Here is a 17,805-nt window from a genome sequence, read left to right as displayed (position 1 = left end):
GACGGGCCGGGTCGCGGGTGCGACCTGGCCCGTTTTCTCGTGTGACGCCGGCCGCTGCACAGTTCACAACTCGGTGGCCTGGTAGATGCCCGGTCGTCATCATGGCCGGATGAACGTGCCGTACCGCTGGGACCTCGTGACGCCCGACCAGCTCGGGTCGCTGCTCGACGGCGTGACCGCGCCCGAGCCGTGGTACCTGCCCGAACTCGCCGAGTGCGCGGGCAAGGTCCTGGCGCGCAGCGGCAACGGCGACCTGGTGTTCGTGGGCAGGTCGCTCGACTCGATGTTCGACCTGCTCAGCGGGGCGCTGCCGGACTCGGGACGGGTGCTGAGCCGGTTGCCGATCTCGCTCTACGGCTCTGGCGAGCTCATCCCCGGCGACGTCCGGCGCGCCAGGGAGATGGCCGCGGCGATCGGCATCACGCCCGCGGCGCTGGCCAGGCGCGATCGCCCGGTGACCTTCGTGGACGTCGTGCACGTCGGCTCCACGTTCACCAAGCTCTTCGCGCTGCTGGACGACTGGATCGCCGAGGAGCGCGAGACCTGGCCCGCGATCCGGCGCAAGCTGCGGTTCGTCGGCGTCACGATGCGCACCAAGACCAGCCCCAACACCTGGCGGTGGCAGCAGGAGCACCCCGAGTGGACCCACCGACTGCCGGCCTCCGCGGTGGTGAACGTCTCGCTGGAGAGGAAGGTCTGGTCCTACTTCGGCGACCATCAGACCAAGCTGACGCGGGGCTACCGGCTGGTGAAGTGGCGCGGGTACTCCGGCGAGATCAAGAGGGACGAACGCACGCGCATGGCCTTGGCAGAGGCCGTGCACCTGGTCGAACTCGGACGCACCAAGGAGGTCCGGCGGATGATCGCGCAAGCGATGGACGGCGAACCCGCGCTCTCCGAGCCATGGCTGCGCACGTTGCGAAGCAGGTTGAGCTAGACCGTGTGCTCCATGACCATGACAGCGCTCGTGCCCGGTTCCAGCGCCTTGCAGATGTGCGGCACGTCGCCCGGATAGACGATGTAGTCACCGGGTCCGAGCTCGATCGGTTCGTCGGCGAGGCCCGCCAGGCAGCGGCCGGTCGCCACGATCATGTGCTCGATGCTGCCCGGCACGTGCGGCAGCGACTCGCGCGCGCCGCCGGGTTCGAGGGCCAGCCAGTAGATGTCGTGCTTGGTGCCGGGACGGCACGCGGCCAGCAGCGTGGCGGAGTAGTGCGCGCGCTCGGAGTGGATGACCGGGCCCTCGCCCGCGCGGATCACCTGCACGCGCGGTACGGCGGGTTCGACGAGCTGGCTGAACGGCACGCCCAACGCCACACCGAGCGCCCACAGGGTCTCCACGCTGGGGTTTCCGGCGCCGGACTCCAGCTGCGAGAGGGTCGACTTCGCCACGCCGGCCTTCTTGGCGACCTCCGAAAGCGACATGCCGGTGCGGTCGCGCTCGCGGCGGAGGTTGGCCGCGATGAGGTCGAGTGGTGCGTTCGACACAGAAGTCCATCCGTTCGTCTTGACGAACACCGATCCCAGGTGTTCATCTTAATGGGTGGTCCGTTCGATCTGGCGAACTCTTGATGCTGTGCTCCTGCGTGACGTCGCCGCGGTAGCACTCGGTGCCGCGGTGACCGGTGCGAGCTTCGGCGCGATCTCGGTCGGCTCCGGCCTGCCGTGGTGGATGCCGGTGCTGATGTCGCTGCTGATCTTCGCGGGCGGCTCGCAGTTCATGGCCGTGGGCGTCGTCGCCGCTGGTGGCAGCCCTGCCGCCGCGGTGCTGGCCGGGCTCGTGCTCAACGTGCGGCACCTGCCGTTCGGGCTCGCGGTCGGCGACGTGCTGGGCAAGAACCCGCTGGCCAGGATCGTGGGCAGCCACCTGCTGATCGACGAGTCGACGGCGTTCGCGATGGCGCAGAAGGATCCCGCGAGAGCGCGTGCGGCCTACTGGGCGTGCGGCGTGTCGTTGTTCTTCAGCTGGAACACGGGCGTGCTCATCGGTGCGCTCGTGGGGCAGGCGATCGGCGACCCGATGACGTTCGGGCTGGACGCGGCGTTCCCGGCGGCCCTGCTGGCGCTCACGCTCCCGGCGCTGAAGGACGCGGGGACGCGCAACGCGGCACTGGTGGGCGCCGCGATAGCGCTCGCGACCACGCCGTTCCTGCCCGCCGGTGTGCCCGTGCTGCTCGCGCTCGCCGGACTGTTCGTGTTCAAGTCGAAGAAGGAGGAGCCGTGCCCGTCACCGCAGTCCTGATCCTGGCCGCCGGCACCTTCGCGATCCGCCTCGCCGGGCCGTTGCTGCGCGACCGCGTGACGTTGCCCGACAAGGTCCGCGACCTGATGTCGGCCAGTGCGACCGTGCTGCTGTTCGCGCTGGTAGCGGTCTCGGCGCTGACGAACGGCAAGCAGTTCGGCGGCTGGGCGCTCGCGCTCGGCGTCGCCGTCGGCGGACTGGCCGCGTGGCGCAAGCTGCCGTTCGTGGCGGTCATCGTGCTCGCCGCGGTGACGACGGCGGGGCTGCGGCTCGCCGGGGTGGCGTAGGGGCCGATGCTTCCGCGATAGAGGGCCGATGGGGGACAGGCCTCAGATGAACCCATGGGCGCGAAACCTGGACTGGTCGGGCGGGACCGGGAGACGACGCAGCTGGGGGAGGCACTCACCGCGGCGGCCGGCGGTGACGGGCACCTCGTGGTGGCCACCGGGGGACTCGGGGCCGGCAAGACCGCACTGCTCACGACCGCGCGGGAGCTGGCCGCGCGGCACGGGTTCACGGTGCTCGCGGCACGCGGCAGCTACCTGGAGCGCGACCTGCCGTTCGGCGTGGTCAGCCGGTTGTTCGTCTGCGTGCAGCCGGGGGACGACGTCGGGCACCAGCCGCGCATCGCCGCCGCGCTCGGGCAGTCCGACGCCCTGGCCGAACCGGGCCCGGTGACGTTGCCCGAGCTGCACGTCCTGCACCGAGCGCTGGCGCGGATGGCCGCCGAACGCCCCGTCGCCATCGTCGTGGACGACGCGCAGTGGGCCGACCAGCCGTCGTTGCAGTGGCTGAGCACCCTGCCGCACCGCATCGAGCACCTGCCGATCTTCGCGCTCGCCGGGATCGGGGCGGGCGAGGTGTGCGCGGGGCCGCAGACGCTGGAGGAGCTGCTCGCCGCGTCGACCAGCGAGATCCGCTTGGACGAGCTGTCGTTCGCCGACTCGCGGGCGTTGATCGAGAACGAGCTGGGGCCGCGGGACGACGAGTTCGTCGCGCAATGCCGTGCCGAGGCCGGTGGTAACCCGCTGCTGCTGTTGAACCTCGTGCGCGCGTACACCGACCACGTGCAGGGACTCACCGCACCGGCGTTGCTGCCGACCGTCAACGTCCGCCTCCGCCGCCTGGCCCCGCACGCCCCCGACGCGTTGCACGCCCTGGCCGTGCTGGGGGGAGAGGTGACGCTGCCGCGCGTCGCCGAGCTGATCGGCATCGAGCCCTGCGAACTGGCAGGAACGATCGCCGCGCTGCACCGGATGGGCTTCCTGTCGGCCGACGGCGCGTTGGTGCATCCGTTGGTGCGCAACACCTTGCGGGCGGAGTTGACGATCACTGAACGCCAGGACCTGCACGCCGCCGCTGCACGGCTGCTGACCGAGACGGGCGCGTCGGCGGAGGCGGTGGCCGAGCACCTGGTCGAGACGCGGCCGCAGGGCGAGGAGTGGGCGACCGAGGTGCTGGTGTCGGCCGCGGGACGGGCCCGTGCGCGCAACCGGGTCGTGGACGCCGTCCGGTACCTCCGCCGCGCGATGGACGAGCCGGGATCGCACGGCCTGCTGGCGGAGCTCGGCGAGGTCGAGTCCTATGTGGACGTCCCGGCGGCCGTGGACCACCTGGGGGAGGCCGATCCCGCGCACCCCGCGTTGCCGGGTCTGCTGGCGTTGCTGGGGGAGGAGCCGGAGGCCGAACCCGATGTCGTCGGCGACCCGGACGTCATGCCGGCCAGGCCCTCGGAGTTCGGGCCTTTCCTGCGTGCCATCGGATTCTTGCGGACGAGTGGTGAGCTGGCGGGCGCCTACGCGCGTACGGACCGTGCATTGACCGTGGCGCGTCGATGGCAGCACCGGCCGTGCATCGCGGCCGCACTCACGGCGCGTTCGGCGTGCCTGCGAGATCTCGGACGGCTGGCGGGTGCCGAGGCCGATGCCCGTGAGGCACTGGCGGTGCTGGAGAGCTGTGGCGCGGCTCGGGTGTCCTCGCCGGTTTTCGCGGCGTTGACCGAACTTGCGTTGGCACTGCTGGAAATGCGTGACGTCGAGACGGCGTCGGCGGTGTTCGAGGTCGTGCCGGGCGAGGTGCCGGACCTGTTCGGGGCTCCTGGGCTGTTGGCGGCGCGCGGACGCGTGCGGATCGCGGCCGAGCGGCGCAAGGACGGCATGCGCGACCTGCTGGACTGCGGCGAACGGTTGCGTGCGCGCCGTCGCGACAGCACGTCGTGGCGGCTGCTCCTCGGAGGAGAGCACCTTCTCGCCGAGGAACGGCTGGCGCGCTCCCTCGGCGCTGTCCTGCCATTGGCGGCCTCGTTGCGCGAACAGGGCGTGCTGCTCGGCGTGGAGGGCGTTGCGCTGCTTCAGGAATCGGTCGACCTGCTGGCCCCGACCGGTGCGTTGCTGGAACGGGCGCGCAGCCACTTCGCGCTGGGCCGCGCGCTGCACCTGGCCGGACGGGTCAAGCCGGCTCGCACCGAGCTGCGCGTGGCCGTCGACCTGGCCGACGACTGCGGTGTCGAGGAGCTGGCCGAGGAGATCCGCCAGGAGCTCGCGGCCGGTCCCGCGGGCCTCACCGAGTCCGAACGGCGGGTCGCCGCACTGGCCGCCGCGGGCAAGATGAACCGCGAGATCGCGGCCGTGCTGTTCGTGCAGCTGCGGACCGTCGAGATCCACCTGACGAAGGTTTATCGCAAGCTCGGCATTGACGGCCGCGACCAGCTCGCACCCGCATTGCGCCTGGCCGGTTAATGCTTCCTGACGTGCGAGAAAAGCAGGTTTGTATGAACCTCTGTCACCTCTCGCCGACTGGTGAACTTGTCGAGCACGAGCCGTTGAAGATGACCGACGTCCGATACCGCGACGTGCACCAGGAAATCTTCTGGACCCGTCACGTGTGACAGCGCGAGCGTTTCGGGAAGAGACAACACGTAAGCCATGAACGGGTCGACGATCTCCTTGGTGTGCGGGCGGATCTTCACCGCGAGCATCGCCTGGACGTGCTGCCCGACCGCGTTCGGATCGATCTCGGCGTGGTAGCCGGTGATCACGCCGCGTTCCCTCAACGCCCGGTGCCGGACCACCGCCGTGGACTGCGCGACGTTGACGCGTTCGGCCAGGTCCTTGTTCTGCAGCCGCGCGTCCTTCCGCAGCTCCCGCACGATGGCCTCGTCGATCGAATCCAGCACGGCTGTTCTCCGTTCCACCGAATCGCCTGCGGTCTTCCGCCCACTCTGCCGAGGAAGTCTCCACCATTCAGGCCATGACGCGCATCGAGACCATCGCAGTGCACGGCGGCCGCGACGACCTCGCGGAGCTCGGCGTGCACGCACCTCCCATCGACCTGTCCACCACCTACCCCGTGCCTGACCAGGCGCTCGGCGGGGAGGCGCTGGGGGAGTGGGCCACCGGCGCCGCGCGGGCAACCTCGCCCGTCTACGCGCGGCTGCACAACCCGACGGTGGCCCGATTCGAGCAGGCGCTCGCGGCTCTCGAGCACACCGAGACGTCCGTGGCGTTCGGCAGCGGCATGGCCGCGGTCACCGCCGTCGTCCAGGCCGCCTGCGTGATGGCGGGAAAACCGCACGTCGTGGCCGTGCGGCCGTTGTACGGCGGCACCGACCACCTGCTGTCGTCCGGTCTCCTGGGCGTCACGACCACGTACGTCGAAGCGGGCCTGGTGTCCTCCGCGATCCGGCCGGACACCGGGCTGATCGTGGTCGAGACACCGGCCAACCCGAACCTGGACCTGGTCGACATCGAGCACGTCGTGCGCCAGTCGGGCGGCGTGCCGGTGATGGTCGACAACACCTTCGCGACGCCGATCCTGCAGAACCCGGTGCTGCACGGCGCCTCGTACGTGCTGCACTCCGGCACCAAGTACCTGGGCGGACACGGTGACGTGCTCGGCGGTGTGGTGGCCTGTTCCGAGGCGCTGGCAGCGGCGTTGCGGCAGGTCAGGATCATCACGGGCGCCGTGCTGCACCCTCTCGGCGGCTACCTGCTGCACCGCGGGCTCGCGACCTTGCCGTTGCGCGTCGAGGCGGCGTCCCGGTCGGCTGCAGTGCTGGCTTCGCGGTTGGCCTCGCACGACGCCGTGGAGTTCGTGCGTTACCCGTCCGCGTCGGTGCAGATGCGCGGCACGGGCGCGATGATCGCGTTCGGTGTGCACGGTGATCCGGTCGAGGTCGTGCGCCGGCTTCGGCTCATCACGCCGGCCGTGTCGCTGGGTTCGGTGGACACCCTTATCGAGCATCCCTCGGCTTTGACCCATCGCCTGGTACCCGGAGAAGAACTGCGGGCTTCTGGCGTTCCGGACAATTTGCTGCGCATTTCCGTCGGACTCGAGCACGTCGAAGACATTTGGTCAGACCTGAACGAGGCGCTGTGTGATGTCGCTTACGTTAAGTCTTCCCCAGGTGATTACTTGGTGATGACCGCCACTCGCTAGGGTTCCCCGAATCAGCGCGTCGGGGCGCGGGAGGTTCCGACGCGAGCATTTTTCCGTTTCGGAAGGAACCTCCTCGTGAGTTCTGTGGAAACTGATGCGGACGGCTACACCAAGGCGCTGAGCAAGCGCCAGGTGCAGATGATCGCAATCGGTGGAGCTATCGGCGTCGGCCTTTTCCTGGGTGCGGGCGGACGCCTCGCCACAGCGGGGCCGTCCCTGATCCTCGCGTACGCGGTGTGCGGCCTCGCGGCGTTCTTCGTCATGCGCGCGCTGGGCGAACTCGTCCTCCATCGCCCCGTGTCCGGCAGCTTCGTCGAGTACGCCCGCGAGTTCATCGGCCCGTGGGCCGGCTTCACGTCGGGCTGGCTCTACTGGCTGAACTGGGCGATGACCGGCATCGCCGAGATCACCGCCGTCGCGATCTACATGCACAAGTGGTTCCCCGACATGCCGCAGTGGATCACCGCGCTGGTGGCCCTGGTCGTGTTGATCGCCATCAACATGTTGTCCGTCAAGCTCTTCGGTGAGCTGGAGTTCTGGTTCTCGGTCGTAAAAGTGACCGCGATCGTCGTCTTCCTGGTGGTCGGCGCGGGCCTGGTGATCGGCAACGCGGACATCGGCGGCACCACGGCGTCGGTCTCGAACACCCTCGGCCACGGCGGGCTCTTCCCGGCCGGCTTCGGCATCGCGCTGATGACCCTGCAGGCCGTCATCTTCGCGTACTCGGCGATCGAGCTCGTCGGCATCGCCGCGGGCGAGACCAAGAACCCCGAGAAGATCATGCCGCGCGCGATCAACGGCGTGGTGTACCGGATCGCGATCTTCTACGTCGGTTCGGTGCTGCTGCTGACGATGCTGCTGCCGTGGGACCACTACACCGGGACCGAGTCGCCGTTCGTCACGGTGTTCTCGGCGCTGGGCATCCCGGCCGTCGGCGACATCATGAACGCCGTCGTGCTGACCGCGGCGCTGTCCTCCTGCAACTCCGGTCTCTACTCGACCGGCCGCATCCTGAGGTCGCTGGCGCAGAAGGGTGAGGCCCCGGCCATCACCGGCAAGATGAACTCCCGGCACGTGCCCTACGGCGGGATCCTCTTCACCGGTGTCGCGTACCTGGCCGGCGTGGTGCTCAACTACATCGTCCCCAAGGACGCGTTCGACATCGCGATCGCCATCGCGTCACTGGGCGTCGTGTCGACGTGGGCCACGCTGATCATCTGCCAGATGAAGCTGCGGCAGAAGGCGTCGCGGGGCGAGATCGAGCGCCCGTCGTACCGGATGCCCGGCGCGCCGTACACGTCCTGGCTCACGCTCGCGTTCCTCGCGCTGGTGGTCGGGCAGATGGCCTTCTCCGACGGTCACGCGGAGCGGATCGCGTTCTGGTCCATCCCGGTCCTGGCACTGGTCTTGTTCCTCGGATGGCGCTTCGTGAAGTCGCGTCAGCCGGTGGAGCAGCGGGATCTCGTCACCATCGACTGACGCAGCCCGTTCAGGCCGCGAGCCGTCCCCACGCGTTGGGGGCGGCTCGCGGTGTTTTCGCAGGCAGGCTCGGTCGTGTCGTGGCAGCATCGGGTGACGATGGCGCGCGAGGGGAAGCGGAGTGGCGTCGCTCGGGGACTTGGGGGATGCGCTCAGGCGTGTGCTGGTCAAGATCGACCAGGCGATAGCCGCGCATCACGAGGCAGCGGAACTCGCCGAACAGGCGCGCGATCTGCTGTCCATCGCCGGCTTCGGCACGCTCCAGGCCGACGTGGACCAGGCTTGTGCCCTGTTCACGCGGGTGATCGAGGGGATCAGCGAGCCGGAGGGCCAGGTGTCCACCCTCGCGACGGTGGCCGACGAGATTCGCTCCTACCTGCGGAGTCAGGGGATCGGTCAGGAACCGGGTGGCGCCGTGCAGTCGTCGCAACCGCCCGCGCCGCGTTCACCTGAACGTGTGGAGGCGCTGAGGGATCAGCTCCCGCCACCAGTCCAGCCTGGAACGGGACAGCGCACGCATGGGCGTTGGTTCGCCGACAACGGCGACGAGGTCGCGGCGATCGTTAGCGGGCAGGACGACGCGTCGGCTCAGGCGTGGGAAATGCTGCGGGAGACCGATTTCCCGGAACCTGGTGCGCCTGTGACCGTCACTCATGTGGAGACCAAGGTGGCGGTGATGATGCGCCAGAAGGGCATCCAGCACGCCACCGTGGTGCTCAACAACCGGCCGTGCCGTGATCGCTACGGGTGTGACACCGTGGTCCCGGTGCTGTTGCCGGAGGGTTCCACGCTCACAGTGCACGCGCCGAACTACCGCAAGACGTACACCGGAGGGATGCGGGCACCGTGGCAGCTCTAGAGGTCTGGTACGACCAGAAACCCGAGGACGACTTCAACCCCGGCGATCCCGCCATCGTCATCCGCACACACGAGGAACTGACCGAGTTGCTGGACAGGGTGAGCGAGCAGTCCGCACGGCAACCGTGCCCGTCGATCATCACCGTGTACGTGGCGGAGGATGCGTACCGGTTCCCTTCCGCACGAGTGGGCGTGGGCGTCGGGCTCGGCTACGTGCAGATCAACAGCCGGACCGGTCGCCGTGCGACGCTGGGCGACGACATCGTTGGTGACCGGGTCTACGACTTCCAAGGCCACGGCGAGGACGTACCGCTTCGCCACGAAGTGCCGCTGGCGACGGTTCGTGCGGTGCTGGCGGCATATCTCGATCACGACGGTCTGATCCCGGACGACTTCCCTGGGCTGCACGAGGTCCACTGACCAGGGGTGCGCGGCGGTCCCGTGGACCTCGAATATGCTGGTGAGCATGGTTGTCGCTGCCCCTCCCGTCATCGGCGTGCTCGCCCTCCAGGGCGACGTCCAGGAGCACCTCGTGTCCCTCGCGAAGTGTGATGTCACCGCGCGCCCGATCCGCCGTCCCGAGGAACTGGACGAGCTGGACGGGATCGTCATCCCCGGCGGCGAGTCGACGACCATCAGCAAGCTCCTGGCCAACTTCGAGCTGCTCGAGCCGCTGCGCGCCAAGATCAAGGCCGGTTTTCCCGCCTACGGGTCGTGCGCGGGCATGATCCTGCTGGCCGAGACGGTGCTGGACGGCCGTGAGGACCAGGAGCAGCTCGGTGGCCTGGCGGTCACGGTGCGGCGCAACGCGTTCGGGCGGCAGATCGACTCGTTCGAGACCGATCTCGACCTCGCAGGTGAGAGCGTGCACGCCGTGTTCATCCGCGCACCGTGGGTGGAGGCGGTTGGCGAGGGGGTCGAGGTTCTCGCTACGGTGCCCGTTACGGCTGAGGCGGGCGATGCCGCCGGTAGGATCGTCGCGGTCAGGCAGGGCAACGTGCTGGCCACGGCGTTTCATCCGGAGCTCACGGGGGATGAGCGCGTCCATCGCCTGTTCGTGGACATGGTTCGTGGTTTGACTGGTTCGGAGGAGAAATGAGCGGCCACTCCAAGTGGGCGACCACCAAGCACAAGAAGGCCGCCATCGACGCCAAGCGCGGCAAGCTCTTCGCGCGGCTGATCAAGAACATCGAGGTCGCGGCCCGCACCGGTGGTGGGGACCCGGACGGCAACCCGACGCTGTTCGACGCCATCCAGAAGGCCCGCAAGAACTCGGTGCCGCTGGACAACATCGAACGCGCCCGCAAGCGCGGCGGCGGTGAAGAAGCCGGCGGTGCCGACTGGCAGACCATCATGTACGAGGGCTACGGGCCCAACGGTGTCGCGGTGCTCATCGAGTGCCTCACGGACAACCGCAACCGCGCCGCCACCGAGGTCCGGACGGCGATGACGCGCAACGGCGGTTCGATGGCCGACCCCGGTTCCGTGTCGTACATGTTCAGCCGCAAGGGCGTCGTGATCGTGCCCAAGGCGGACACGTCCGAGGACGACGTCATGCTGGCGGTGCTGGAGGCCGGTGCCGAGGAGGTCAACGACCTGGGCGAGGCCTTCGAGGTCGTGTCCGAGGCCGGTGACCTGATCCCGGTCCGCAAGGCGCTGCAGGACGCGGGCATCGACTACGAGTCCGCCGAGTCGAGCTTCATGCCGTCGGTGTCGGTGCAGCTGGAGGCCGAGGGCGCGAAGAAGATCTTCAAGCTCATCGACGCGCTGGAGGACTGCGACGACGTGCAGAACGTCTTCGCGAACTTCGACGTGTCGGACGAGGTCATGGCCGAGGTCGGCTGAGCACGAGCAAGCACGAACGCCGGTCGCGCAGCAGCGTGGCCGGCGGTTTGCGTCACTGCGCCCGAACGACCTTCAAGAACGCCGACCAGGCTTCAGAAGAGACGGAGAGGTGGGTCGAGGGCGCCTTGCTGTCACGGATGCCGACGCCGTGGCCCACCTCGACGCAGTTGTCGCCGTCGCCGCTGTAACTGCTCTTGCGCCACACGGTCATTGGAGGCCCTCCAAGATGCTGTTGATCACCGCCCTCGATTCTTCCTCATCCAGGGCGACAGCAGCGAGGTCTTTCAGGATGTTCTCGTAGGTCTCGACGGTGTCCTTGTCATCGAAGAACAAGCAGCACTTGACGCTCTCGATGTAGACGACCGGCGGGTACTTCGGGAACTTCATCAGCCGGAAGTCGCCGGAGACGCCCGCATGCACGCCGACCGACCTCGGGACGATGCGGATGCTGATGTACTTGCGCACAGACAACCGCAGCAAGTGGGCGAGCTGCTCGCGCCACACCTCTTCGCCGCCGACCGGAAGCCACAGGGCCTGCTCGTGCACGTAGAAGGTGAAGGTTCGGCTGTAGTCGAGGATCTCGGTCCGGGCCGCTCTCGCCGCCACCGTCGCCGCGAAGTTCTCGGTCGACACCGTCCGGGCCTTGGCGGTGACAGCCTCGATGTACTCGTAGATCTGGAGCAGACCGGGCACGAGGATCATCGACCAGCCGGTGATCTCGGTGGCTTCCTTCTCCTGGTTGATCAGCGTGCGGACCTGGTCCGGGACGCCGTCTTCGGGAAACTGCACGAAGAAGCGTCCGACCTCGCGGTACAGGGCGAGCAGGCGTTCGCGTTCGACGAGTGGGGTGCGGCAGTAGGCGAGCAGGGTGGCGACCTCCAGTTCGGTCACACCGCCCTTGCCGGCGAGCATGTCGGACAGTTTGGCCTCCTGCCAGCCGAGCAGTTCGGCTAGCTGGCGCTGGGTCAGTCCGGTGTTCTCGATGGCGGCTCGGACGCCGTTGCCGAACTCGCGGCCCACCACGCTGGACGATCTCTTGGGCATGGTCGGACGGTAGGGGCAGGGGCTGCGAAAGCTCTATCGTTTCGCGCCAAATCTGCCTGAAGGTGGGAGCCTTGGAGATGCTCCAAGCAGGCATAAGGCGCCGGAAGGGTGCCGTAGGCTGGGTGCCGTGCTTTCCGACGAAGACATCGAGCTGCGTGCTCGGCTGCTGTCCGCGGCCGACCGGTTCGGCCACACCAACATCGTTGTGAACCCGGACGCCGAGGGGCCCGGATACGTGTTCTCGGTGGGGGCCTGGCGCCGGTTCGGCGTGGCGGAGGCGGTGGTGATCGGGCTGCCGCAGGGCATGGGCGAGAACCTGATCAACATGTACGTGAAGCGCGCCAGTGGCGGTGAGCGGTTCGTGCCCGGGCAGCTCTACCACGACTTCTTCGACGGGGTGCCGGTCGCGTTCGAGCGGGTCTACAAGGGGTTCTACCCCGAGTTCTTCGGGAGCGCCTACCTGCTCTACGACGGGTCGGAGTTCGCGGCACTGCAGATCATCGTGCCGACGCCGCAGGGGCAGTGGCCGTGGCAGCCGGACGCGCCGGAAGGGTTCCACGACCACCAGATCATCCTCACGGAGAGCGGCCTGCCGGAGAGCTGGACGCCGGGGGTCACCGGGCCGTGAACGTCCACATCGGACCGATCGGGCCGGAGCGCGCCGGTGAGGTCATGACGATCCAGCGCGCCGCCTATCTCCAGGAGGCCAGGCGGTACGGGGCGTGGGACCTGCCGCCGCTCGTCGAGACGCTCGACCAGATCCGCGACCACCTCGCCGACGGCACGCCCGCGTTCGGGGCGTTCAGCGGCGAGAGGCTCGTCGGCTCGGTGCGCAGCCGGGTCGACGGCGACCGGATGGAGGTCGCCCGGCTGTCCGTCGCGCCCGACGTCCAGGGCGGCGGGGTCGGGCGGAGGTTGCTGGAGGCGGTCAGCGAGCACGCGCCGGAGGCCGTGAGGGTCGTCTGGCTGTTCACCGGGGCCGAGAGCGACGGGAACATCGGGTTCTACGAGAGCGCCGGGTTCGTGAAGGTGAGCGAGCACCTCGACGCCGTCGGTATCAGGTGCGTCACTCTGGAGCAGAAGGTCATCTGACGTTCAGGGACCGGTCACGAGTGGCTGGCATGGTCTTGTAGCGGTCCACCCACGACCAACCACCGGTGCGGACGTCGATCACACGTCGGCTGATCCGTCCGGCACCCACTGCCCCCGGCGCATCCGGCGCCGGGGGCAGTGTTGTGCCTGGGGGAGACCAAAACGTTGTCCGGAGGTCGTTGTCCGCTCCAACCGCTTCGACACCGGACAACGATCTACCTGTAGAAATGCGGTGCGATCAACGGTCCGGGGGGATCCGGGGATCGCGGCCGGGGGAGGAACGCCCCGCCCCGCAGGAGGCACAGGGGGATGCGGAGCGGGGCGTTTCGGAAATCGCAGCGGGAACCCGGTTCTCGGTCAAGATCAGCACACGGCGTTCCGCCAGATCCGGAATCATCCGCAGGACCTAAGGCTTACGTCCCAGAAGTCCGATCAGCCGAGTTTGGTCGTCGGCGTCCACGCCGACCGGAACGGGCGAATCGAACATCGGCGAACCACCCCAGTCCTCGATGTTGCGTTCCACGTACTTCAGGACCATCGACGCGAGATCGGGGTCAATTCGTTCGTCGGCGCCGATCGAGCGCGCCAGGTCCCAGGCGTGGACCGCGAGATCCGTGGTCATCTGCCAGCAGTACTCCTCGCCGTCCATCAGCCCCGACGACACGTGCACGGGTTTCACCAGCGCGTGCTTGCCCAGCCACGCCTCGCGTGCCGCCGCGGCCGCCACGACCCAGGACACGAGCGGGTCGTCGCCCAGGTTGTCGTGGTCGAAGCGGTCGCCGACCTGCTCCACCGTGCAGCCGGCGAGCAGTTCCGGGGCCCAGAGCTGCTCGTAGACGAGGTGGCCGACGAGGTCTCTGACCGACCACTCCCGGCAGGGGGTGCCGAGCGACCACTGGTCGGGAGCGATCTCCCGGACCCGCCGGTCGAACTCCGTCATCGCCACGCCGTGCGCCTGGATCAAGTCCATCCCAGCAGTGCATCAAATCCTGCCCAGCCGCGCATCCCGGCGTGAGAGTTGGGCCACTCGGACGCAACCCCGATTTCTAACCGTACGAGCGTTCGGCGTAATCTCGACCAGATCCGCCGTGACATCGTTGACACGAGAGGACGATGACTGTGAGCGCTCCTAGCGCCAGCATCTCCGCGCAGGACAAGGGATTCTTCGGGCACCCCCGAGGCCTGTCCACGCTGTTCTTCACCGAACTCTGGGAACGGTTCTCGTTCTACGGGATGAAGGCCATCCTCGGCCTCTACCTGTGGACAGCCGTGGCCGAGGGAGGTCTCGGCGTCGACAAGGCGCTCGCCCTGTCGGTCGTGGCCATCTACGGCACCGCGGTCTACATGTCCGGTGTCGCCGGCGGCTGGCTCGCCGACCGCGTGTTCGGCGGTCAGCGGGCGGTGTTCTACGGCGGCGTGCTGATCATGCTCGGCCACATCTCGCTGGCCCTGCCGATCGGTCTCGCGGGCGTGTACCTCGGCCTGGTCCTCATCGTGCTCGGCACGGGCCTGCTCAAGCCGAACATCTCGACCGTCGTCGGCGGGCTCTACGAGCAGCACGACAACCGTCGCGACGCGGGCTTCACGATCTTCTACATGGCCATCAACATCGGTGGCTTCATCTCGCCGCTGATCACCGGCGCGCTCGCGGACGGCCTCGGCTTCCACTGGGGCTTCAGCGTGGCCGCGGTCGGCATGGCGCTCGGCCTGATCCAGTACCGCTTCGGCCGCAAGAACCTGCGCGGCTCGGCCGCCGTGGCGCCGAACCCGTTGCACGCGCAGGAGAAGGGCCGCACCTACGGCCTGATCGGCCTCATCGCGGTGGCGATCGTCGGGCTGGGCGTGCTGGCGTACTTCCTCGGCGGTGTCGAGGGTGTCATCCTGATGATCAGCATCATGTCCATCGTGCTGCCGATCGGCTACTTCACGGTCATGCTGCGCAGCAAGAAGACGCTGCCGCACGAGAAGCCGCGGGTCGTCGCCTACATCCCGCTGTTCATCGCGGCCGCGATGTTCTGGCTGATCTTCGAGCAGAGCGCGTCGGTCATCGCGGAGTTCGCCGACTCGAACGTCGACAACCACGTGTTCGGCTGGGAGTTCCCGGTCGCGTGGTTCCAGTCGATCAACCCGATCATGATCATCGCGCTCGCGCCGGTGTTCGCGCTGCTGTGGGTGAAGCTCAAGGACCGCGCGCCGTCCACGCCGCGCAAGTTCGCGGGCGCGCTGGTGCTCGTCGGCCTGTCGTTCGTGCTCATGTACTTCGCGAGCAACTCGGCCGCCGACGGCAAGGTGACGCCGCTGTGGCTCGTGCTGATGTTCCTGATCATGACCGCGGGTGAGCTCATGCTCTCGCCGGTCGGCCTGTCCGTCACGACGAAGCTGGCGCCCAAGGCGTTCGCCTCGCAGACGATGGGCCTGTGGTTCCTGGCGAGCTCGGCCGGTACCGGTGTGGCCGCGCAACTCGTGAAGTTCTACACGACGAGCCCGTCGGCGTACTTCCTCACGCTGGGCGGTGCCGCTGTCGTCCTCGGCGCCGGTCTCGCGGTGGCGGCTCCGGCGATCAAGAAGCTGATGTCGGGCGTCGAGTAGGTCCTGACACAAGGCGAGAGGGAGGCCCGTCGCGGCGGCGGTGCGGCGGGTCTCCCTCTCGCCTTCAAGGATGCACTACGCACATGTGTCATTGGGGCACGAACATTGCTCCAGCCGGGTGAAGTCGAGCACTCCCCGCAACAAATCTCGCCCCAGGTCAGCGCTACTTCACCGTCAGTGACCGGCTGGATGCGTTGGCGCGTACCGGAAGTCGCAACGCGCCGCGGATGAGCTTGGACCGCCGGCGCGTCATCGGGCCGTCCGCGCCGAGGTTCGGGAAGCGCTTGAAGAGCTCGTGCAACGCGATCGAGCCCTCGATGCGGCTCAGTCCCGCGCCGATGCAGTAGTGGATGCCCGCGCTGAACGCGAGGTGCTCGCGCGCGTTGGACCGCGTCGGGTCGAACTTCAACGGGTCCTTGAAGACCCTCGGGTCGCGGTTCGCGGCCGCCAGCATCAGCATCACCGGCATGCCCTTGGGCAGCGAGATCCCTGCCAGCTCAAGGCGTTCCTTCGGCCAGCGGATCGTGTACTGCACGGGCGGGTCGAGCCGCAGGACCTCCTCGACGAACCCCTCGGCGTACTCGGGGCTCTGGGCCAGCGGCGCCACGGTGTGCGGGTTCTCGAACGCCTTCAGCACGCCGTTGCTGATCAGGTTCACCGTCGTCTCGAAGCCGGCGAAGAGCAGCAACCCCGTGGTGGCAACGAGATCCTCGCGGCTGAGGTCCTCGTGCTGGGTGACGAGGTGGCTGACGATGTCGTCCTTCGGGTTGCGGCGGCGCTCGTCCATCAGGCCGTCGATGAAGTCGTTGTACTCGATGATCGTGGCGTGCAGGCTCTTGAGCTGCTTGTGCGACCACACGCCGTCGAGCGTCTCGGCCAGCGAGCTTCCCCAGCGCGCGAAGACGTCCTTGTGGTCGTCGGGCACGCCCAGCAGGTCCGCGATGACCTGGATCGGCACCTGCGAGGCGAACTCGGAGACCACGTCGAAGCGGTCGTCGAGGCGGTCGAGGTACTGGGTGACGATCTTCTGGATGGACTCGGTGCGGTCCTTCAGCGCCCGCGGCGTGAAGAACGGCTGGACCAGCTTGCGCAGCCGGGTGTGCGTCGGCGGGTTCATCATCAGGAACGAGTCCTGCACCGGGTTGACGATCTTCTCGCCGTCCTTGACGAGCGTGATCGGCACCATCGACGCCTCGTCGAAGGTCGCGGTGATGAACCTGTTGTCGCGCAGCACCGAGTCGCAGATCTCGCGGCTCGGCGTGACGTAGGCGCCCATGCGGCTGCGCACCATGTCGCCCTTGGCGCGCACCTTCTCGTACATCGGGTACGGGTCGCGGTCCGGCGGCGAGGCCATGACACCGGCGTACGGGTCACCGAGCAGCGCGTAGCCGCGGACGAGCGTGCGCAGCGCGAAGAACTGAGTGGCGGTCTTCAGCGTGGACGGCATGCGTCCACATTGAGTGGTTCTCGAAGAACTCTCAAGAGCTGCGGCGGTGGCGGCGCACGGTTTCTTCGACCAGATCGAGCACCGGCTCCATGTCGTCCGCCGGCAGGCCCATCGCGAGGTGCGAGACGAGACCTTCGAGGACGAGCTCCAGGAAGCTGGTCAGCACCGTCACGTCGACGTCGTCGCGCAGGTTGCCGGCCTCGCGCTGGCGGATGAGGCGCTGCCGGGTGGCGGCGGTGAGCTGTTCGCTGCGCTCGGCCCAGCGCGCCCGGAAGTCCGGGTCCGTGCGGAGCCTGCGGGAGACCTCGAGGCGCGTGCCGAGCCAGTCGGCCGCGTGCTCCTCGGTCCGCTTCTCCGGCTCGTCGAGGAGGTCGCGCATCACCTGGACGAGGCCCTGCTCCGCCACCACGTCCGCCATCCGGAGCGCGTCGTCCTCGGCGAGCGCGAGGAAGAGCGACTCCTTGTCGCGGAAGTGGTGGAAGATCGCGCCGCGAGAGAGTCCCGTCGCCTCTTCCAGACGGCGTACGGTGGCACCCTCGTAGCCGTGTCGCGCGAAACAGGAACGCGCGCCGTCGAGGATCTGACGGCGGCGGGCGTCGAGGTGGTCCTGACTGACCCTGGGCACCTGTAGATGGTCGCAGGGTGTGGGCGGGAAATCCAATCCGTACGTACGGATTGGACAGGTCCATCAGTGTGATCTTCCCGGGTGATCCCTTTCGTGTGGATCATCGGCCGGGCCTGCGTGAACGGGCAACGTCGCGCCCATATCCTC

Annotated in this window: 20 protein-coding genes; 13 read left to right on the top strand and 7 right to left on the bottom strand. The window is 68.3% G+C overall.

Annotated features, from left to right (window positions below):
• Window positions 1–109: 109 nt before the first annotated feature.
• On the top strand, window positions 110–937 hold the full coding sequence (locus tag ACSHWB_RS00660; protein ID WP_439660126.1) for a hypothetical protein: 828 nt from the start codon (window positions 110–112) through the stop codon (window positions 935–937).
• On the opposite strand, the gene ACSHWB_RS00655 is transcribed toward ACSHWB_RS00660, so the two are convergent.
• Window positions 934–1,488, bottom strand: coding sequence for a helix-turn-helix domain-containing protein (locus tag ACSHWB_RS00655; RefSeq protein WP_439660125.1), 555 nt, complete (start codon window positions 1,486–1,488; stop codon window positions 934–936). The genes ACSHWB_RS00660 and ACSHWB_RS00655 overlap by 4 nt on opposite strands.
• Window positions 1,489–1,576: 88 nt before the next feature.
• On the opposite strand from ACSHWB_RS00655, the gene ACSHWB_RS00650 reads away from it, so the two are divergent.
• The 3 genes from ACSHWB_RS00650 to ACSHWB_RS00640 are packed head-to-tail and all read left to right on the top strand — an operon-like array spanning window position 1,577 to window position 4,980.
• Window positions 1,577–2,242 (top strand): AzlC family ABC transporter permease, encoded by a 666-nt coding sequence (locus ACSHWB_RS00650; RefSeq protein WP_439660124.1) that lies wholly within the window; start codon window positions 1,577–1,579, stop codon window positions 2,240–2,242.
• The gene (locus tag ACSHWB_RS00645; protein WP_439660123.1) at window positions 2,221–2,529 is read left to right on the top strand and encodes an AzlD domain-containing protein; all 309 of its coding nucleotides are present in this window, start codon (window positions 2,221–2,223) and stop codon (window positions 2,527–2,529) included. The genes ACSHWB_RS00650 and ACSHWB_RS00645 overlap by 22 nt, the downstream gene beginning before the upstream one ends.
• Before the next feature lie 54 nt (window positions 2,530–2,583).
• A complete protein-coding gene (locus ACSHWB_RS00640; RefSeq protein ID WP_439660122.1) occupies window positions 2,584–4,980 on the top strand; it encodes a BREX system ATP-binding domain-containing protein in 2,397 nt (798 codons plus the stop codon).
• Here ACSHWB_RS00640 and ACSHWB_RS00635 read toward each other — a convergent pair.
• Window positions 4,977–5,417 (bottom strand): Lrp/AsnC family transcriptional regulator, encoded by a 441-nt coding sequence (locus ACSHWB_RS00635; protein WP_090066988.1) that lies wholly within the window; start codon window positions 5,415–5,417, stop codon window positions 4,977–4,979. The two genes, ACSHWB_RS00640 and ACSHWB_RS00635, sit on opposite strands and share 4 nt — an antisense overlap.
• A 74-nt stretch (window positions 5,418–5,491) precedes the next feature.
• On the opposite strand from ACSHWB_RS00635, the gene ACSHWB_RS00630 reads away from it, so the two are divergent.
• The 6 genes from ACSHWB_RS00630 (at window position 5,492) to ACSHWB_RS00605 (ending at window position 10,861) form a co-directional block, all read left to right on the top strand.
• Window positions 5,492–6,679 carry a trans-sulfuration enzyme family protein gene (locus tag ACSHWB_RS00630; RefSeq protein WP_439660121.1) on the top strand — a complete coding sequence of 396 codons (1,188 nt, stop codon included), beginning with the start codon at window positions 5,492–5,494 and terminating at the stop codon, window positions 6,677–6,679.
• 138 nt (window positions 6,680–6,817) lie between these two features.
• The gene (locus ACSHWB_RS00625; RefSeq protein WP_439664494.1) at window positions 6,818–8,158 is read left to right on the top strand and encodes an amino acid permease; all 1,341 of its coding nucleotides are present in this window, start codon (window positions 6,818–6,820) and stop codon (window positions 8,156–8,158) included.
• Between the two features lie 160 nt (window positions 8,159–8,318).
• Window positions 8,319–9,017 (top strand): DddA-like double-stranded DNA deaminase toxin, encoded by a 699-nt coding sequence (locus ACSHWB_RS00620; protein WP_439660120.1) that lies wholly within the window; start codon window positions 8,319–8,321, stop codon window positions 9,015–9,017.
• Window positions 9,005–9,436: an Imm1 family immunity protein gene (locus ACSHWB_RS00615; protein ID WP_439660119.1), complete on the top strand. Its 432-nt coding sequence runs from the start codon at window positions 9,005–9,007 to the stop codon at window positions 9,434–9,436. The genes ACSHWB_RS00620 and ACSHWB_RS00615 overlap by 13 nt, the downstream gene beginning before the upstream one ends.
• Window positions 9,437–9,482: 46 nt before the next feature.
• On the top strand, window positions 9,483–10,115 hold the full coding sequence (pdxT, locus tag ACSHWB_RS00610; protein ID WP_439660118.1) for a pyridoxal 5'-phosphate synthase glutaminase subunit PdxT: 633 nt from the start codon (window positions 9,483–9,485) through the stop codon (window positions 10,113–10,115).
• Entirely contained in the window at window positions 10,112–10,861 is a 750-nt protein-coding gene (locus ACSHWB_RS00605) for a YebC/PmpR family DNA-binding transcriptional regulator (RefSeq protein ID WP_325515373.1), read from the top strand. The genes pdxT and ACSHWB_RS00605 overlap by 4 nt, the downstream gene beginning before the upstream one ends.
• 52 nt (window positions 10,862–10,913) lie before the next feature.
• Here the strand turns inward: ACSHWB_RS00605 and ACSHWB_RS00600 are convergent, their stop codons facing one another.
• Window positions 10,914–11,072 carry a DUF397 domain-containing protein gene (locus ACSHWB_RS00600; protein ID WP_439660117.1) on the bottom strand — a complete coding sequence of 53 codons (159 nt, stop codon included), beginning with the start codon at window positions 11,070–11,072 and terminating at the stop codon, window positions 10,914–10,916.
• On the bottom strand, window positions 11,069–11,905 hold the full coding sequence (locus ACSHWB_RS00595; RefSeq protein ID WP_439660116.1) for a helix-turn-helix domain-containing protein: 837 nt from the start codon (window positions 11,903–11,905) through the stop codon (window positions 11,069–11,071). Before ACSHWB_RS00595 ends, ACSHWB_RS00600 begins: the two co-directional genes overlap by 4 nt.
• Before the next feature lie 127 nt (window positions 11,906–12,032).
• Between ACSHWB_RS00595 and ACSHWB_RS00590 the strand changes: the two genes are divergently transcribed.
• Both ACSHWB_RS00590 and ACSHWB_RS00585 read left to right on the top strand, forming a co-directional pair.
• On the top strand, window positions 12,033–12,533 hold the full coding sequence (locus ACSHWB_RS00590) for a DUF4262 domain-containing protein (RefSeq protein WP_439660115.1): 501 nt from the start codon (window positions 12,033–12,035) through the stop codon (window positions 12,531–12,533).
• The gene (locus tag ACSHWB_RS00585) at window positions 12,530–12,997 is read left to right on the top strand and encodes a GNAT family N-acetyltransferase (protein ID WP_439660114.1); all 468 of its coding nucleotides are present in this window, start codon (window positions 12,530–12,532) and stop codon (window positions 12,995–12,997) included. The genes ACSHWB_RS00590 and ACSHWB_RS00585 overlap by 4 nt, the downstream gene beginning before the upstream one ends.
• A 406-nt stretch (window positions 12,998–13,403) precedes the next feature.
• Here the strand turns inward: ACSHWB_RS00585 and ACSHWB_RS00580 are convergent, their stop codons facing one another.
• Entirely contained in the window at window positions 13,404–13,967 is a 564-nt protein-coding gene (locus ACSHWB_RS00580; protein ID WP_439660113.1) for a TIGR03086 family metal-binding protein, read from the bottom strand.
• Window positions 13,968–14,110: 143 nt separating this feature from the next.
• Here ACSHWB_RS00580 and ACSHWB_RS00575 point away from each other — a divergent pair, with 143 nt between their 5' ends.
• Complete coding sequence (locus ACSHWB_RS00575) at window positions 14,111–15,586, top strand: peptide MFS transporter (RefSeq protein WP_439660112.1); 1,476 nt, start codon at window positions 14,111–14,113, stop codon at window positions 15,584–15,586.
• A 163-nt stretch (window positions 15,587–15,749) separates the two neighbouring features.
• Here ACSHWB_RS00575 and ACSHWB_RS00570 read toward each other — a convergent pair whose 3' ends face one another.
• Window positions 15,750–17,033, bottom strand: a complete 1,284-nt coding sequence (locus tag ACSHWB_RS00570; protein WP_439660111.1) for a cytochrome P450 — start codon at window positions 17,031–17,033, stop codon at window positions 15,750–15,752.
• Window positions 17,034–17,064: 31 nt separating this feature from the next.
• Entirely contained in the window at window positions 17,065–17,658 is a 594-nt protein-coding gene (locus ACSHWB_RS00565; RefSeq protein ID WP_402912886.1) for a TetR/AcrR family transcriptional regulator, read from the bottom strand.
• Window positions 17,659–17,805: the final 147 nt, after the last annotated feature.

It is taken from the genome of Lentzea sp. HUAS TT2 (assembly GCF_051853195.1).
Lineage (GTDB): Bacteria > Actinomycetota > Actinomycetes > Mycobacteriales > Pseudonocardiaceae > Lentzea.
This window is presented reverse-complemented; position numbering and strand designations above follow the sequence as displayed.

Coding starts and splice junctions, on each gene's coding strand:
- pdxT (WP_439660118.1), top strand. CDS start 9,483: ATGGTTGTCGCTGCCCCTCCCGTCATCGGCGTGCTCGCCCTCCAGGGC.
- ACSHWB_RS00600 (WP_439660117.1), bottom strand. CDS start 11,072: ATGACCGTGTGGCGCAAGAGCAGTTACAGCGGCGACGGCGACAACTGC.
- ACSHWB_RS00640 (WP_439660122.1), top strand. CDS start 2,584: ATGGGCGCGAAACCTGGACTGGTCGGGCGGGACCGGGAGACGACGCAG.
- ACSHWB_RS00570 (WP_439660111.1), bottom strand. CDS start 17,033: ATGCCGTCCACGCTGAAGACCGCCACTCAGTTCTTCGCGCTGCGCACG.
- ACSHWB_RS00630 (WP_439660121.1), top strand. CDS start 5,492: ATGACGCGCATCGAGACCATCGCAGTGCACGGCGGCCGCGACGACCTC.
- ACSHWB_RS00625 (WP_439664494.1), top strand. CDS start 6,818: ATGATCGCAATCGGTGGAGCTATCGGCGTCGGCCTTTTCCTGGGTGCG.
- ACSHWB_RS00605 (WP_325515373.1), top strand. CDS start 10,112: ATGAGCGGCCACTCCAAGTGGGCGACCACCAAGCACAAGAAGGCCGCC.
- ACSHWB_RS00595 (WP_439660116.1), bottom strand. CDS start 11,905: ATGCCCAAGAGATCGTCCAGCGTGGTGGGCCGCGAGTTCGGCAACGGC.
- ACSHWB_RS00580 (WP_439660113.1), bottom strand. CDS start 13,967: ATGGACTTGATCCAGGCGCACGGCGTGGCGATGACGGAGTTCGACCGG.
- ACSHWB_RS00660 (WP_439660126.1), top strand. CDS start 110: ATGAACGTGCCGTACCGCTGGGACCTCGTGACGCCCGACCAGCTCGGG.
- ACSHWB_RS00575 (WP_439660112.1), top strand. CDS start 14,111: ATGACTGTGAGCGCTCCTAGCGCCAGCATCTCCGCGCAGGACAAGGGA.